Genomic DNA, 14,894 nt, shown 5'->3' on the forward strand with positions numbered 1-14,894 from the left:
AACATCCCACGCGCAACCGACGGAACCCCATGACCCGTGACGAACTGCTGGCCATGCCTGACGAGGCCTACATGAACGAGGCCCAGCTTGCGTACTTCCGCGAGCGCCTGCTCGACATGCGCGAGGAGATCCTGGCCGACATGGAGGGCGCCCGGGACGGACTGCGCGACAACGAACGCACCCCGGACGAGCTCGACCGGGCGGCAATGGAGGAGTCGCGTCTTCTGTCGATGCGGGTGCAGGAGCGCGAAGGCCGCCTACTCCGAAAGATCGATGCGGCCCTGTTCCGCGTCGAAACCGGCGATTACGGCTACTGCGAGGTAAGCGGCGAACCGATCGGTCTGCCCCGCCTGCTGGCACGCCCGACGGCGACCCTCTGCATCGAGGTCAAGGAACGCCAGGAAAAGACCGAACACGTCTACAGCCGATAGCCCCGAACACTGCCCGCAACCGAATATCAGGAGGCACCATGAAACGTCTGCCCGTTACCGTCCTTTCCGGCTTTCTCGGAGCCGGCAAGACCACCCTGCTAAACAATATCCTGCACAATCAGGCAGGCCTGCGCGTCGCCGTGATCGTCAACGACATGAGCGAGGTGAATATCGATAGCGCCATGATCCGTGGCGGTCAGGATGCGGTCACCCGCACCGACGCCCGCATGGTCGAGATGACCAACGGCTGTATCTGCTGCACGTTGCGCGACGACCTCCTGGTCGAGGTTCGCCGTCTCGCCGAATCCGGCCAGTACGATTACCTCGTGATCGAGTCCACCGGCATCTCCGAACCCATGCCGGTGGCCGCCACCTTTGCCTTCCGCGACGAGGATGGCCAGTGCCTGGACGACGTGGCGCGTCTGGACACCATGGTGACGGTCGTGGACGCCGGCGCGCTGTTGCAGGATTACGCCTCCAGCGACTTCCTGGGCGAGCGCGGCGAGTCCCTGGGTGAAGACGACGAACGTACGGTGGTCGACCTGCTGGTGGACCAGATCGAGTTCGCGGACGTAATCATCCTCAACAAGATGGACCGTGCCTCGGCGGATCAGGTGGATACCGTGCGCGGTGTGGTGCGCGCCCTAAACCGCGAAGCCAAGGTCATCGAGACCACCCACGGCAAGGTATCGCCGCAGCAACTGCTGGGCACCGGGCGTTTCGATTTCGACCGCGCCTCCCAGGCCGCCGGCTGGGCCCAGGAAATGATGGGTGGACATACCCCGGAGACCGAGGAATACGGCATCTCCAGCATCGTTTACCGCGTCAATCGGCCGTTCCACCCGGAGCGCTTCTTCGCCCTCCTGCACGAGGAGTGGCCCGGCATCATCCGCAGCAAGGGCTGGTTCTGGCTGGCCTCGCGCCCCGACTGGGTCGGCACCCTGTCTCAGGCTGGCGGCGCGCTGACTCACCACGCCGCGGGGTTCTGGTGGGCCTCCGTACCCCCCGAAAAGCGTCCGACCGACGAAGACTGGTGGGCAACCGCAATCGCTCCCGTCTGGGATGAACATTTCGGCGACCGGCGCCAGGAAATCGTGCTGATCGGCATCCACATGGACGCGGATGCGATGCGCAAGCGTCTCGACGCATGTCTCCTGACGGACGACGAGATGACAGCCGGTCCAGAACGCTGGCTGAGCTACGCGGACCCCTTCCCGGTCTGGCACCTGGGGCCCGAGGCCGCGGAGCGCGAGGCGGAAGCCCCGGCCGCCAGCGACACTCGGTCGGACGTTCCCGCATGACGGCTACTCAAACCTCGCCACCAGCCGCGGCGCGTTCGCGGCACCGCTTTGTTGACCGGGCTGCCGAGCTCAAGGGCATTCACCGCAACGATGTGAATGCCCTCATATGGCGGCGGTGCATGAATGCACCGTTGCAGGAGCAGGCCCGCGCACTAGCCGCAAGTGAAAGCGACATGGTCCTGAACACCTGCTGCCGGCCAGACCAAGTGCGTGAACGGCTTCTGGAGCACACCGCCCTGTCCCCGTTCAGGGTCCACCGTCTGGCATACGACCTCGAGCGGCTGGCACACAACTTCGCGGTGGCCGCCCACGCGCTCAGCGTTCGCATCCAGCTCGAGGTTCTGCACGGTCAACCGTGTCCGATGTTCCATGTCGACAACAACGTCCTGCGGATGGTCTGCAGCTACACCGGACCCGGGACCGAATATGCAGACGATCGCTACGTGAACCGGGACCGGCTGCGTTGTGGCGACAACGAGGGCGTTCTCGGGGGGCATCCGCCGGTGACGCTGGATACCGGGGCCGTCATCCTCATGAAAGGCGAGCGCTCACCCACTTGCGCAGGCCTGGGGGCGGTCCATCGCTCACCGCCACTGGCGGACAATGCCCGACGCCTGCTCGTGCGGCTCGACCACCCCTGATCGAACACCATCCCATAGCTCCAAAAGAAGCCCGGGAGACGCGGAGCGATCACAGGATCCGCATCTTGCCGCAAAAACTGCGATTCATTGCTTGACTCCCGCCTCCCCTTCGAGGAACATAAATGCGAATCGTTCTCGTTTGCAAGGAGTTAACATGTTCACCCTCGACGCATGGCTTGAAAACCCCGACCCCTCGCTGCGGATCATCGACGATCACTCCCGCCGGGTCGTGGCCGAGTGGCGCGGGCAGGAACTCCGGGATCTGCTGGACTCGGGCATCATTGCCCCGACCGATTGCTGCGGCCCGCATAGCCGCGACACCGTCCACGAAACCATCCGGAACCTGATCCTGGAGGCCTGCCTCGAAGGCATTACCGTCCAGCGCAGGGCGCCGCAGCCACGCCCGGACGCCCAGGCACCCCCAATGGCGAACCGATCCAGAGTTAACGCTGCAAACCCTGAAAAGCGCCATTGCCGCCCGCACTCCGGCCGACCAGCCGACCCACAGCGCAACCGCCAGCGGCGAGTCACCTGTGCACAAGGCCCAGCAGGAGCCCCCCGCCCCACGAAAAAGACTCGCAACGCGGCCAAGGGGCATGTCCTCCACCTGGTGTTTCGGAAGCACCCACCACTTCACTGATTCCGATGAACCGCGCCGGGCGCATCGTTCACCCGAAGTCACCGAGGCAGGGACTCGCGTGCCGATGGCCCCGCCCCTCGCCCCGCTACGGGTCAGAAGTGTGCGCGGGCCTGCTCAGAACGGACCAAGGACACGCATATGCGCCACCACACTGCGTCCCAGGGCGCTCAGGGCGTAGCCACCCTCCAGCATGGAGACCACGCGCCCATCGGCGTGACGCTCGGCCAGGGCCACCAGCTCACGAGTGATCCAGGCGTAGTCATCCTCGGCCAGCAACAGGCGCGAGAGCTCGTCCTCGCGATGGGCATCGAATCCGGCGGAGATCAGCACGAGTTCCGGGGCAAAGGCGTCCAGCGCATCGAACCAGGCCCCAGCCACCGCGTCGCGCCACTGCTCCCCCGACGATCCGCCGGGTACCGGGACATTCAGGCAGTTGTCGGCCAGCGGCGGGATGCCCGACCCGGGATAAGCCGGATGCTCGAAGGCGGAAGCGAACAGGATGGCGTCATCACCCGCCACCAGGGACTCGGTGCCGTCGCCATGGTGCACGTCGAAGTCGACGACGGCGATGCGCCCCACACCATGGCGCTCCTGTGCATGGCGGGCGGCAATCACCACGTTGTTGAACAGGCAGAACCCGGCCGCCCGGTCGGCACGGGCGTGGTGCCCCGGTGGCCGCACCGCGCAGAAGGCCCGCCGGTTCGCCGCCCCCATCACCCAGTCCACCGCGCCAATGCCCGCGCCGGCCGCCAGCAACGCGGCCTCGCGACTCCCCGGCGACAGGGCCGTGTCGCCATCCAGCATCACCCGCCCCCCTTCCGGGACGTGCTGCTGGATAGTGTCGATAAAGTCGCGTGTGTGAACCCGGCGCAGGTCCGCCCGCGTCGCCGGGAACGCCTCGCGATGCAGGACCCACGGATCCAGCCCGCTGGCCACCAGCTGGTCACGGATTGCGCTCAGCCGCTCCGGACATTCCGGGTGGCCGGGACCATTGTCGTGCTCAAGGCCGGCGTCCGGCGAGAAGAACGCTAGATTCATGTTATGAAGACACTTGGCACGTCATAACCGAGAGCATGCATGGGAACCCATATCCTGGACAAGCTGTTCAATCCGCGCGGTGTCGCCGTGTTCGGCGCATCCGAACGCGAGGGCAGCGTCGGCCGCACGGTGCTGGCCAACCTCCTGGCGGCCGGCTTCAAGCGCACCCTGCTCCCGGTAAATCCCAAATACGCCGAGGTACAGGGCCTGCACTGCGTGCCCGAGCTGAAACCCGGCGAGCACATGGTGGACCTGGCGCTGATCGCCACCCCGGCTCGGGCCGTCCCCGGCATCCTGCGCAACTGTGGCGAGGCGGGCCTGCGCGGCGCCGTCATCCTCTCGGCCGGCTTCGCCGAAGCCGGCCGAGAGGGCGAACGCCTGCAGCAGGAATGCGTCGAGATCGCACAGCGTTACCGCATGCGCCTGATCGGCCCCAACTGCCTGGGCATCATGCGCCCGGGCATCGGGCTCAACGCGACCTTCAGCCACAACCAGGCGCTGCCCGGCAAGCTCGGGCTGATCTCCAGCTCCGGGGCGCTGATCACCGCCGTCCTGGACTGGGCGGAGCCCACCGGCATCGGGTTTTCCAGCGTGGCCTCGACCGGCGACGCCGCAGACGTCGACTTCGGCGAGCTGCTGGACTACCTCGCGGTGGACCCCGAGACCCAGGGCATCCTGCTGTACGTCGAGGGCATCCGCCACACGCGGCGCTTTCTGTCGGGCTTGCGCGCCGCCGCGCGCATGAAGCCCGTGGTAGTCCTCAAGTCCGCTCGCCACGCGGCCACCGCCCAGGCGGCCGCCACCCATACCGGGGCGATGATGGGTTCGGATGCGGTGTTCGACGCGGCCCTGCAGCGCGCCGGCGTGGTCCGGGTGGAGCGCGTGTCGCAGTGGTTTTCCGCAGCCCAGACACTGGCCAGCGGCGTGCGCCTGCGCGGCGAGGATCTCGCCATCCTCACCAACGGCGGCGGACCCGGCGTGATGGCCGTGGACCGGGCCGCCGACCTCGGCCTGAACCTGGCCACGCTGGCCGACGGCACGCTGGCGGCGCTCAACGCCCTGCTGCCCGCCCACTGGTCGCATGGCAACCCGGTGGACATCCTCGGCGACGCCACCCCCGAACGCTATGGCGAAGCCCTGCGCATCGTGCTCGCGGACCCCGGGGTTCACATGGCGAGCGTCCTGCTCACCCCCCAGGCCATGACCGACCCCGACGCCTGTGCCGAGGCCGTGATCGAACAGGCCCGCAAAAGCCACAAGCCGGTGCTGGCCTGCTGGATGGGCGACCCGCTGGTGGCCCGCGCACGGAATCGCTTCGACGCGGAAGGGATCCCCCAGTTCCGCACGCCCGAAGGCGCGGTCGAGACCTTCGCCTGGCTGATCGAACACCGACGCAACCAGCGCATGCTGCTGCAGGTCCCCGGCCCCCGCAGCGATGACCAGCCCGCGGATATCGAGGGCGCGCGCCTGATCCTGCAACACGCACGCAGCCAGGGCCGCAGGGTCCTGAGCATGCGCGAGTCCCGGGCCGTGCTGGCCGCCTTCCACATCCCCTGCAGTCCCAGCATCCTCGCCCGCGATCCGGCCGACGCGATGCTGGCCGCCGAGACCCTGGGCTTCCCGGTCGCGCTCAAGATCAGTGCGCCCGACCTCACCCACAAGAGCGACTTTGGCGGTGTACGACTCAACCTGCGCAGCGTGCAGGCCGTGCGCCAGCAGGCCCAGGAGATGCTCGACCAGATCCACGAGCAATTCCCGGAGGTCGAAGTTGAAGGCGTGAGCGTGGAACGCATGGCCGAGGTCGGGCATGTTCGCGAACTGCTGGTGGGGATCTCGCGCGACCCGGTGTTCGGCCCGGTCATCGCCTTCGGACTGGGCGGGACCGCGGTGGAGGTCATCGGCGACCAGGCCGTCGCCCTGCCGCCGTTGAACCCCTCGCTGGCCCGGCGCCTGATGGCGCAGACTCGCGCGGCGCGCACCCTTGGCACCTTTCGCGGCGCGCCCCCGGTGCGCGAGGGCGCGGTGGAACAGGTCCTGCTCCGGGTCTCGGAGATGGCCTGCGAGCTGCCTGAACTCGCCGCGCTGGATATCAACCCCCTGCAGGCCGGCGAGAACGGCGTGATGGCCGTGGACGCCCGCATCGAACTGGCCGATCCCGCGCACGACGGCCGTGACTACGCGCACATGGCCATCCACCCCTATCCCGGCCACATGGCCCGGAAGGTCACCACCCGCGACGGCCATGAACTCGAGCTCCGGCCGATCCGGCCCGAGGACGCTGCCATCGAGCAGGAATTCGTGCGCAGCCTGTCGGAGAAGTCCCGCTATCTCCGGTTCATGCGCTCGATGGACGAACTCACGCCCGAGATGCTCGTACGCTTCACCCAGATCGACTACGACCGCGAGATGGCCTTCATCGCGGTCGACCACCACACGGGCCGGGAGGTGCAGGTCGGCGTCGCCCGCTACACCACCGAACCCGACGGCGAGAGCGCGGAGTTCGCCGTGGTCATCAGTGACGCCTGGCAGGGCCGCGGCGTGGGCAGCCTCCTGATGGAGGCCGTCATCGATTCCGCCCGCAACGCCGGCCTGCGCGAACTGTTTGGCGAGGTGCTGCGCCACAACGGCGGCATGCTCGCGCTCGCCCAACGCCACGGCTTCCAGCGCGAGATCCTCGCCTCCGACGAGGAGATCATCCGCGTCAGCCGGCGCCTCCACTGACCACCGGGACGGTCGCCCGCAGCCGCCGCACCCGACTCGGCGGGCATCCGGCACCCCGGCGCGTCGCTTGCGAGTGCCCGGGCGAATGGGTAGCGTCCCCGGGCATGCATCGACCCCTGGCCCGCCCGTGAATCGCGCCGAGCGCATCTTTCACCTGCACCGATTGTTGCAGGGGCGGCGGCCGCCCTCACTGGCGGACCTGATGGAGCGTCTCGAGGTCTCGCGCGCGACCGTCAAGCGCGACCTCGAATACATGCGCGACTTCATGCAGGCGCCCATCGAATACGATGCCCAGGCCAATGGCTACCGCTACGCGCAGGATGCCCCGGCGTTCGAGCTGCCGGGGCTGTGGTTCAACGAATCCGAGCTGCTGGCGCTGCTGACCATGGAGCAACTCCTGGAGGACGTGCAGCCCGGGTTGCTGGCGCCCACGCTGGGGCCACTGAAGGGCCGCATCCGCGAGCTGCTCGCCAGCGGCGGGCACCAGCCGGACACCGTGCGCCGCCGCATCCACATCCAGCCGCTGGCCCAGCGCGGCAGCCGCGGCGAAAGCTTTCAGGCCGTGGCCACTGCGACCCTGGACGAGCACCCCGTCGAGATCGAGTATCACGGCCGTGCCCGGGACGCCGCGAGTTGTCGCGTCGTGCACCCGCAGCGCCTGCTCTACTACCGCGACAACTGGTACCTGATCGCCTGGTGCGAGCAGGCCCGGGACCTGCGCACCTTCGCCCTTGAGCGCATCCGCTCGGTGCAGCCGGTGGAGTCTGCCTACCGCTCCATCGACGAGGCGACCCTGGATGCTCATACCGGGGACGCCTTTGGCATCTTCACCGGTCCCGCACAGGAATGGGCCGTGCTGCGCTTCACCCCGGAACATGCCCGCTGGGTCGCCGACGAGATCTGGCACCCGGAGCAGATCGGCGAATACGAGGGCGACGCGTATCGCCTCCGTATTCCCTACGCCGACCCGACCGAGCTGGTCCAGGAGATCCTGCGCCACGGCCCGGGCGTCGAGGTGCTGGCGCCCGCCGACCTGCGCCAGCGCGTGGCCAGCGACCTCGCGCGCGCCGCTCACCAGTACACCTAGGGAAACACGGATAAGAACCGATTTCGGGGGTGGCTCATCCTGTGAGCCACCCCCGGTGCTACAACGGACACCCAGGCCACACCGAGGAGTCCGAACATGTCGCACAACCGCCAGGCACGCCCCGTCCCGCCGCTCGCCGGCTACTACGCCGAGCGCGGCACCTACAACCGCACCGCCACCACCGAGGAACTGCTGGACCGCATCCCCCTGGCCGGCTTCCGCCACCACGAGGCGCCCCGGCTGTGGGAGATCCTCAAGCGCGGCCAGGCCCTGACCGTGGAACGCGAACGCACCAACACCCACGACGGCCAGGCCGTCGCCGTGCGCTGGATGGACCATCACCTGGGCTATCTGCCTCGCGACCGCAACGGCCTGGCCGCCCAGCTACTGGACCAGGACCAGCCCCTGATCGCCCGCATCCTCGAGAAGCGCGATCACGCCGACCGCCACCACCGTCTCGAGCTCGGCCTCTACCGCGCGAAGTCGAGGCCCACCCCGGCCCACTAGACCCATGCACTCAAGGCGACGCGGATCAACCTTCAACGGGCATGAATCAACCCACCCAGATGGTCTTGGCGTTCTGGAACTCGCGGATGCCGAGCTCGGAGAGTTCGCGGCCGTAGCCGGAGTCCTTCACGCCGCCAAAGGGCAGGCGCGGGTCGCTCTTGACGATGCCGTTGACGAAGGCGCAGCCGCATTCCAGACGCCGAGCCAGGGCCTCGCCACGTACCGGATCGGCGGTCCAGACGCTGCCACCCAGGCCGAAGCGCGAGCGGTTGGCGAGCTCGATGGCATGATCCGCGCCGCGCGCCCGGGTGACCGCCGCGACCGGGCCGAAGGTCTCCTCGTCGAAGGCCGCCATGCCGGGTTCCACGGCATCCAGTAGCGTGGGCGGGTAGAAGTACCCCGCCCCGTCGCGGGGCTCGCCACCCGCCACCAGGCGGGCGCCGGCCGCCACGCTGCGGGTCACCTGGTCGTGCAACTCGCTACGCAGATCATCGCGCGCCAGCGGCCCGATGTTCGTTCCCTCGGCCATCGGATCCCCGATGACCAGGGCCTCGATGGCCGCCTGGAAGCGCTCGACGAAGGCATCCGCGATGGCCTCCTCGACGATGAAGCGCTTGGCGGCGATGCAGGTCTCGCCGTTGTTCTGGAAGCGCCCGCGTACCGCCTGCTCCACGGTGTGATCGAGATCGGCATCCGCCAGCACGACAAAGGCATCCGAGCCGCCCAGTTCCAGCACCGAGGACTTCAGGGCCTTGCCGGCCGCAGCCCCCACCGCGCGGCCGGCGCCTTCGGAGCCGGTCAGGCTGACGCCCTGCACGCGACGGTCAGAGATGATGCCCTCCACCGCATCGGAGCCAACCGGCAGGTTGCGGAACACGCCCTCGGGAAAACCGGCCGCCGTGAACACCTGCTCCAGGTGCTCGGCGCAACCGGGGACGTTGGAGGCGTGCTTCAGCAGAACGGTATTGCCGGCCAGCGTGGCCGGGATCGCCTGGCGAAAGGCCTGCCAGTAGGGAAAGTTCCAGGGCATCACCAGCAGCACGGTCCCCAGCGGCTGCCAGGCGATGAACGACCGGCTCGCATCCGAGGCGACCATGGTGTCCTGCAGGAAGTCCGGGCCGTGCTCGGCATAGTACTCACAGGCGTTGGCACACTTGTCGACCTCGGCGCGCGCCTCGACCAGCCGCTTGCCCATCTCGCGGGTGGCCGTAGTCGCCAGGGTCTCGCGCGCGTCGCGCAGCACCCCGGCCAGGTCGTGCAGGCGGGCGGCGCGCTCCGCCACCGGTCGTGCCGCCCAGTCCGGTGCGGCGCTGGCCGCGCGTGCCAGGGCGGCCTCCAGCCCGTCCCGATCCATGCGGGGATAACGCGCGAGCATGTCGCCGGTCGCAGGGTTGATCGCGGTCAGTTCGGTCATGTCGGCGCCTCGGTTTGGTGACCCGGAAACAGGCCATGGGAAACACAGGTCCACTATTTGCTAGTTTGAACAATGCGGGTCACCCGAGTATAAGACGATCCGCATTCGCTTTCGGAAGGACCTTGCCCCATGTCGATCGATTCGATTCGCAATGTCTGCCTGCTCGGCGGCACGGGCTTTGTCGGCCACCACATCATCCGCCGACTGATTGACCGCGGCCTGAAGGTCCGCGTGTTGTCGCGCCGCCCGCACCGCCATCGCGACCTCCTGGTCAACCCCGAGGTCGACCTGGTCGAGGGCAGCGCCCATGATCCCGCCACCCTGGAACGCCTGTTCGCGGGCCAGGACGCGGTGATCAACCTGGTCGGCATCCTCAACGAACGTGGCCACAGTGGCGCCGGCTTCCACGCCGCCCACACCGAGCTGACCGAGAAGGCCCTGGCCGCCGCCGAGTCGCAGGGCGTGCGCCGCTTCCTGCAGATGAGCGCGCTGAAGGCGGACATGGACGACGCCCCCAGCCACTACCTGCGCAGCAAGGGTGCGGCCGAGCAGGCCGTGTTCGCCAGCGAGTCCCTGGCGGTCACCGTCTTCCGTCCCTCCGTCATCTTCGGGCCGGAAGACTCCTTCCTGAACCGCTTCGTGACGCTGCTGAAATTCTCGCCCGTGATGCCGCTGGCGCGTGCCCGGGCGCGCTTCGCCCCGGTGTTCGTGGGCGATGTGGCCGAGCACTTCGTCGAGGCCCTGGAAGACCAGGATACCTTCGGCCAGGGCTTCGAGCTGTGCGGCCCGAAGACCTACACCCTGGGCGACCTGGTGCGGTATGTGGGCCGGGTCTCCGGCCACCGGCGCCCGGTAATCGGCCTGCCCGACTGGGCTGGCAAGCTGCAGGCCAGCGTGCTCGAGTTCGTGCCCGGCAAGCCGTTGTCGCGCGACAACTTCGCCTCGCTGACCATCGACTCGGTCTGCGACGGCGAACAGCAGCTGCCCTGCCCGACCCGCCTGGAATCCATTGCCCCCAGCTATCTGGGCGGTGGGGGCGCGGGGCGCGAGGCCCGCATGCAGCACCTGCGCACGCTCAATCGCGGGGCCAGCCGCGGCTGATCGAAGGGTGAACCGGTAACCGCCATGCAGACCTATCTCGTCGGCGGTGCGGTTCGCGACCGCCTGCTAGGGCGCCCGTTCACGGAGCGCGACTACGTCGTTGTCGGCAGCTCGCCGGAGGCGATGGAGTCCAATGGCTTTCGGCCGGTCGGGCGCGACTTCCCGGTCTTCCTGCATCCCGAAACCCACGAGGAATACGCGCTGGCGCGCACCGAGCGCAAGACCGCACGCGGCTATCACGGCTTCCAGTTCAATGCCTCGCCCGAGGTCACCTTGGAGGACGATCTCGAACGCCGCGATCTCACCATCAACGCGATGGCCGAGGACGCCGACGGCCGCTTGATCGACCCCTACAACGGCCAGGCCGACCTGGAGGCGCGCCGACTGCGGCATGTCTCCCCCGCCTTCGCCGAGGACCCGGTGCGCCTGCTGCGCGTGGCGCGGTTTGCCGCCCAGCTCGCGCCATGGGGCTTCGAGGTCGCGCCCGACACGCTGACGTTGATGCGCGAGCTCGTCACCTCCGGCGAGGTCGACGCCCTGGTACCCGAACGCGTGTGGGCGGAATGCGAGAAGGCCCTGAAGAGTCCGGCACCACGGCGTTTTCTGGAGGTGCTGCGCGAGGCCGGGGCGCTCGCCGTCCTGTTCCCCGAGATCGAGCGGCTGTTCGGCGTGCCCCAGCCGGAGCGCTACCACCCGGAGATCGACACCGGCGTGCATACCCTGATGGTGCTGGACCAGGCGACCCGGCTTTCCGACGCACCCGAGGTCCGTTTCGCCGCGCTGGTGCACGACCTCGGCAAGGGCACCACTGACCCGGAGATCCTGCCCAGCCATCACGGGCACGAGGAACGCGGGGTGGACCTGATCCGCGCCCTGACCGAACGCCTGCGCATACCCAACCGCTACCGCGACCTGGCGGTGCGCGTGGCGCGCTACCACGGGCTGGTGCATCGCGTATTCGAGCTGCGCCCGAAGACCGTGATGAAGCTGGTCGACGGCCTGGACGTCCTGCGCCGCCCGGAGAACGTGGAGCCCTTCCTGCTGGCGGTGGAGGCGGACTTCCGCGGCCGCACCGGCTGGGAAGACAAGCCCTATCCACAGGCCGACGCGGTGCGCCGCGCAGTGGCGGCCGCGCAAGGCGTGCAGCCGGCGGCCCTGATAGCCGAGGGACACAAGGGCAAGGCACTGGGCGAGGCCCTGCAGCGCGAGCGCGTTCGCGCCGTTGCCGACGCCCTCGACGAACACCCCGACGCGTAGGAACCTGCTCGCAGGCTCCTACTTGCCTGTTTCGGCCCGTGAACGTACTCTTTCGCGGCTGTCGAGCGCACTGAGGAAACCGCGATGGATTACGCCAAGGCCCGGATCAACATGGTCGAACAGCAGGTCCGCCCCTGGGACGTGCTGGACACCCGTGTACTGGACGTAATGGAAACGCTCCCGCGCGAGCGTTTCATGCCCGAGCCCTATCAGGCCCTGGCGTACGCCGATTCCGAGATCCCCCTGGGGCACGACGAGAACACCCTGCCGCCGGTCGTGATCGGCCGCCTGCTGCAGGCCGTGTCGCCGCAGCCTACCGAAACCGTGCTGGAGATCGGCACCGGTTCCGGCTACGTCACGGCCTGCCTGTCCCATCTGGCAGCCCAGGTCGACAGCGTCGAGCGCATCGACGAGCTGCGCCTGGCCGCCCGCAACCGCCTGACCGATCTCGGCATCGAGAACGCGCAACTGCGCACCGCCTCGGTGACCCCCGACTGGACCCCGCCGCGCCCGCGCTACGACGCGATCATCCTGACCGGCGGCATGACCGAATATGACGACTTCCTCGAGCCCTACCTGACCCTGGGCGGGCGACTGTTCGTGATTACCGGTGACGGTCCGATCATGGAGGCCCAGCTGATCATCCGCACCACCGAGGACGGCTGCCGCCACGAGGAGCTGTTCGAGACCCGCGTGAAGCCGCTGGTTGGATTCGAGCCGAAGCCCGCCTTCGAATTCTGAGCGGCACCCGAGGGGCCCGTTTCAGGCGCGGGCAACCAGGGGTGAAGGTCCCATGCCCGAACCGGCTCTGATAGGATAGGCTTTTCCTAATATCCTTCCGGAGTCGCGTCCATGAACCGTCTGCCGTCGCTTCTCGCCACCGCCGGGCTGGTCCTTGTGATCTCGGCCCCCGCCGCCGCCTCGAGCCTCCTGGAGGTCTACGAGCGCGCCGCCACGGAAGACGCGGAGCTGCGCACCGCCGAGGCGGAATACCGCGGCGTGCTGGAAAATCGCCCGATCACTCGCTCTGCCCTGCTGCCACAGATCTCCGGGCAGGCCGAGGCCGGCGCGTTCTACCGCGACGACCGCGATTCGCAAACCGGCAGCCTCGACGGTCGCCAGACCAGCTTTGGCGTCAATCTCTCGCAGAGCATCTACGACCGCCGCAACTACATTGATCTTGTGCAGGTGGATCTCGAGATCGCCCGCGCCGAGGCGGAACTGGATTCCGCCCGTCAGGACCTGATCCTGCGCGTCTCCCAGGCCTACTTCGACGTGCTGATCGCACAGGAGACCCTGGCCTTTCGCGAGGCCGAGGTCGAGGCAATCGAGCGCCAGCTGGAACAGACCGAGCGCCGCTTTGAGGTCGGCCTGGTCGCACGCACCGACGTCACCGAGGCCCAGGCCCAGCGCGACCTTGCCGAGGCCGAGCGCATCAGCGCCGAGAACCAGCTGGACCTGACCCGCGAACAGCTCGCGGTGATCACCAACACCTACTGGGACCAGCTCGACATGCTGCGCGACGACGCCGAGCTGACCCCGCCGGATCCGGCCGATCCGCAGGCCTGGGTGGATATCGCCCTGGCGAACAACCTGGAACTGGCCGCCCAGCGTCTGAGCACGGAGAGCGCGCGCGAGCAGATCCAGCGCCAGCGCGCCGAGGGCCTGCCACGCATCAATCTGAACGCCTCGGTCAACGAGAACCGCTATCACGGCCTTGATGCCGGCACGACCGGCGGGGCGATGTTCTTCGAGGGCACCGAAGCCCAGGTCGGGATCCAGCTGGAGATCCCGTTCTACACCGGCGGTCGTGTCAGCGCCCTCACCCGTCAGGCGCGCGAGAATTTCCAGGCCGCGCAGGAAGGCCAGTCGCTGGTTGAACGCCGCACGACCCAGGACACCCGCAGCGCTTATCTGTCGGTGATCTCCAACAACTCGCGCGTGCGCGCCCTGGAGCAGGCCCTGGCCTCCACCCAGTCCGCGTTCGAGGCGGCCGAGGCCGGCTTCGAGGTGGGCACCCGCACCCAGGTGGACGTCCTGCTCGCCCTGCGCGAGGTCTTCCGCGCCGAGCGCGACTACGCCGAGGCCCGCTACGGCTTCCTCAGCGAGTCGCTGCGCCTGCAGCGCGCCGCCGGCCGCCTGAGCGTGACCGATCTCGAGGCCATCAACCGCCTGCTGGAGTAATGGCCGCTGCCGCTTCCAATCCGCGAGCCCGCTGCGAACGTGAGCGCTCGCGTCTGGTCCTGATCGACCTGCAGGAACGCCTGCTGGCCGCCATGCCGGACGCGCGGGACGAGGTCGAGCGCAATACCGCCCGCCTGATCGAGGCCGCGCGCAAGCTGGATATCCCGATCGAGGTCTCGCGTCAGTATCCGCAGGGCCTGGGCGAAGTCACCGCCACTCTGCAGCAAGCGCTCGACGGCTACGGCACGGTCACCGACAAGACGTCCTTCTCCTGCTGCGCCGAGGATGACCTGCGCGCGCGCCTGACAGGCGGCGACCAGGTCATCCTGACCGGTTCGGAGACGCATATCTGCGTGACCCAGACGGCGCTGGAGTTGCTGGACGCGGGCGTAACCGTGTTCGTGGTCGAGGACGGGGTCTGCTCGCGCGACGCCGGGCGCAAGCGCAACGGGCTGGAACGCCTGCGCGCTGCCGGCGCCATCATTACCAACCACGAATCGGTGCTGTTCGAATGGCTGCGCGACGCGGCCGATCCGCAGTTCCGCGAACTGAGCCAACTGATCCGCTAACCG

14 protein-coding genes are annotated in these 14,894 nt (G+C 68.3%); 12 read left to right on the forward strand and 2 right to left on the reverse strand.

Annotated elements, in window-relative coordinates; all coding sequences use genetic code 11:
• Positions 1–29 precede the first annotated feature (29 nt).
• From dksA to G333_RS14565, 4 genes are all read left to right on the forward strand, one after another.
• Positions 30–431 (forward strand): RNA polymerase-binding protein DksA, encoded by a 402-nt coding sequence (dksA, locus tag G333_RS0102735; protein ID WP_018938331.1) that lies wholly within the window; start codon positions 30–32, stop codon positions 429–431.
• 38 nt (positions 432–469) lie between these two features.
• The gene (gene zigA / locus G333_RS0102740; protein ID WP_019627597.1) at positions 470–1,732 is read left to right on the forward strand and encodes a zinc metallochaperone GTPase ZigA; all 1,263 of its coding nucleotides are present in this window, start codon (positions 470–472) and stop codon (positions 1,730–1,732) included.
• Complete coding sequence (locus G333_RS0102745) at positions 1,729–2,373, forward strand: DUF1826 domain-containing protein (RefSeq protein ID WP_026287956.1); 645 nt, start codon at positions 1,729–1,731, stop codon at positions 2,371–2,373. The genes zigA and G333_RS0102745 overlap by 4 nt, the downstream gene beginning before the upstream one ends.
• A 154-nt stretch (positions 2,374–2,527) precedes the next feature.
• Entirely contained in the window at positions 2,528–3,013 is a 486-nt protein-coding gene (locus tag G333_RS14565) for a hypothetical protein (RefSeq protein WP_081624490.1), read from the forward strand.
• A gap of 114 nt (positions 3,014–3,127) precedes the next feature.
• Here G333_RS14565 and G333_RS0102755 read toward each other — a convergent pair whose 3' ends face one another.
• A complete protein-coding gene (locus tag G333_RS0102755; protein ID WP_019627599.1) occupies positions 3,128–4,051 on the reverse strand; it encodes a histone deacetylase family protein in 924 nt (307 codons plus the stop codon).
• Positions 4,052–4,090: 39 nt separating this feature from the next.
• Between G333_RS0102755 and G333_RS0102760 the strand changes: the two genes are divergently transcribed.
• From G333_RS0102760 to G333_RS0102770, 3 genes are all read left to right on the forward strand, one after another.
• Positions 4,091–6,772 carry a bifunctional acetate--CoA ligase family protein/GNAT family N-acetyltransferase gene (locus G333_RS0102760; protein ID WP_019627600.1) on the forward strand — a complete coding sequence of 894 codons (2,682 nt, stop codon included), beginning with the start codon at positions 4,091–4,093 and terminating at the stop codon, positions 6,770–6,772.
• Between the two features lie 127 nt (positions 6,773–6,899).
• Entirely contained in the window at positions 6,900–7,859 is a 960-nt protein-coding gene (locus G333_RS0102765) for a YafY family protein (protein WP_019572085.1), read from the forward strand.
• A gap of 96 nt (positions 7,860–7,955) precedes the next feature.
• Positions 7,956–8,366 (forward strand): HIRAN domain-containing protein, encoded by a 411-nt coding sequence (locus G333_RS0102770; RefSeq protein WP_018176325.1) that lies wholly within the window; start codon positions 7,956–7,958, stop codon positions 8,364–8,366.
• Positions 8,367–8,412: 46 nt separating this feature from the next.
• On the opposite strand, the gene G333_RS0102775 is transcribed toward G333_RS0102770, so the two are convergent.
• A complete protein-coding gene (locus tag G333_RS0102775; RefSeq protein ID WP_018938337.1) occupies positions 8,413–9,780 on the reverse strand; it encodes an NAD-dependent succinate-semialdehyde dehydrogenase in 1,368 nt (455 codons plus the stop codon).
• A 129-nt stretch (positions 9,781–9,909) separates the two neighbouring features.
• Here G333_RS0102775 and G333_RS0102780 point away from each other — a divergent pair, with 129 nt between their 5' ends.
• From G333_RS0102780 to G333_RS0102800, 5 genes are all read left to right on the forward strand, one after another.
• A complete protein-coding gene (locus G333_RS0102780) occupies positions 9,910–10,881 on the forward strand; it encodes a complex I NDUFA9 subunit family protein (RefSeq protein WP_018169242.1) in 972 nt (323 codons plus the stop codon).
• 24 nt (positions 10,882–10,905) lie between these two features.
• Complete coding sequence (locus G333_RS0102785; protein WP_018938338.1) at positions 10,906–12,138, forward strand: multifunctional CCA addition/repair protein; 1,233 nt, start codon at positions 10,906–10,908, stop codon at positions 12,136–12,138.
• An 84-nt stretch (positions 12,139–12,222) separates the two neighbouring features.
• Positions 12,223–12,879 (forward strand): protein-L-isoaspartate O-methyltransferase, encoded by a 657-nt coding sequence (locus G333_RS0102790; protein WP_018144765.1) that lies wholly within the window; start codon positions 12,223–12,225, stop codon positions 12,877–12,879.
• Positions 12,880–12,990: 111 nt separating this feature from the next.
• A complete protein-coding gene (locus G333_RS0102795; protein ID WP_019563427.1) occupies positions 12,991–14,322 on the forward strand; it encodes a TolC family outer membrane protein in 1,332 nt (443 codons plus the stop codon).
• On the forward strand, positions 14,322–14,891 hold the full coding sequence (locus G333_RS0102800; protein ID WP_019563428.1) for an isochorismatase family protein: 570 nt from the start codon (positions 14,322–14,324) through the stop codon (positions 14,889–14,891). Before G333_RS0102795 ends, G333_RS0102800 begins: the two co-directional genes overlap by 1 nt.
• The last annotated feature ends 3 nt before the right edge of the window (positions 14,892–14,894 follow it).

This window comes from Thioalkalivibrio sp. AKL10 (assembly GCF_000381845.1).
GTDB classification, from domain to species: Bacteria; Pseudomonadota; Gammaproteobacteria; order Ectothiorhodospirales; family Ectothiorhodospiraceae; genus Thioalkalivibrio; species Thioalkalivibrio versutus.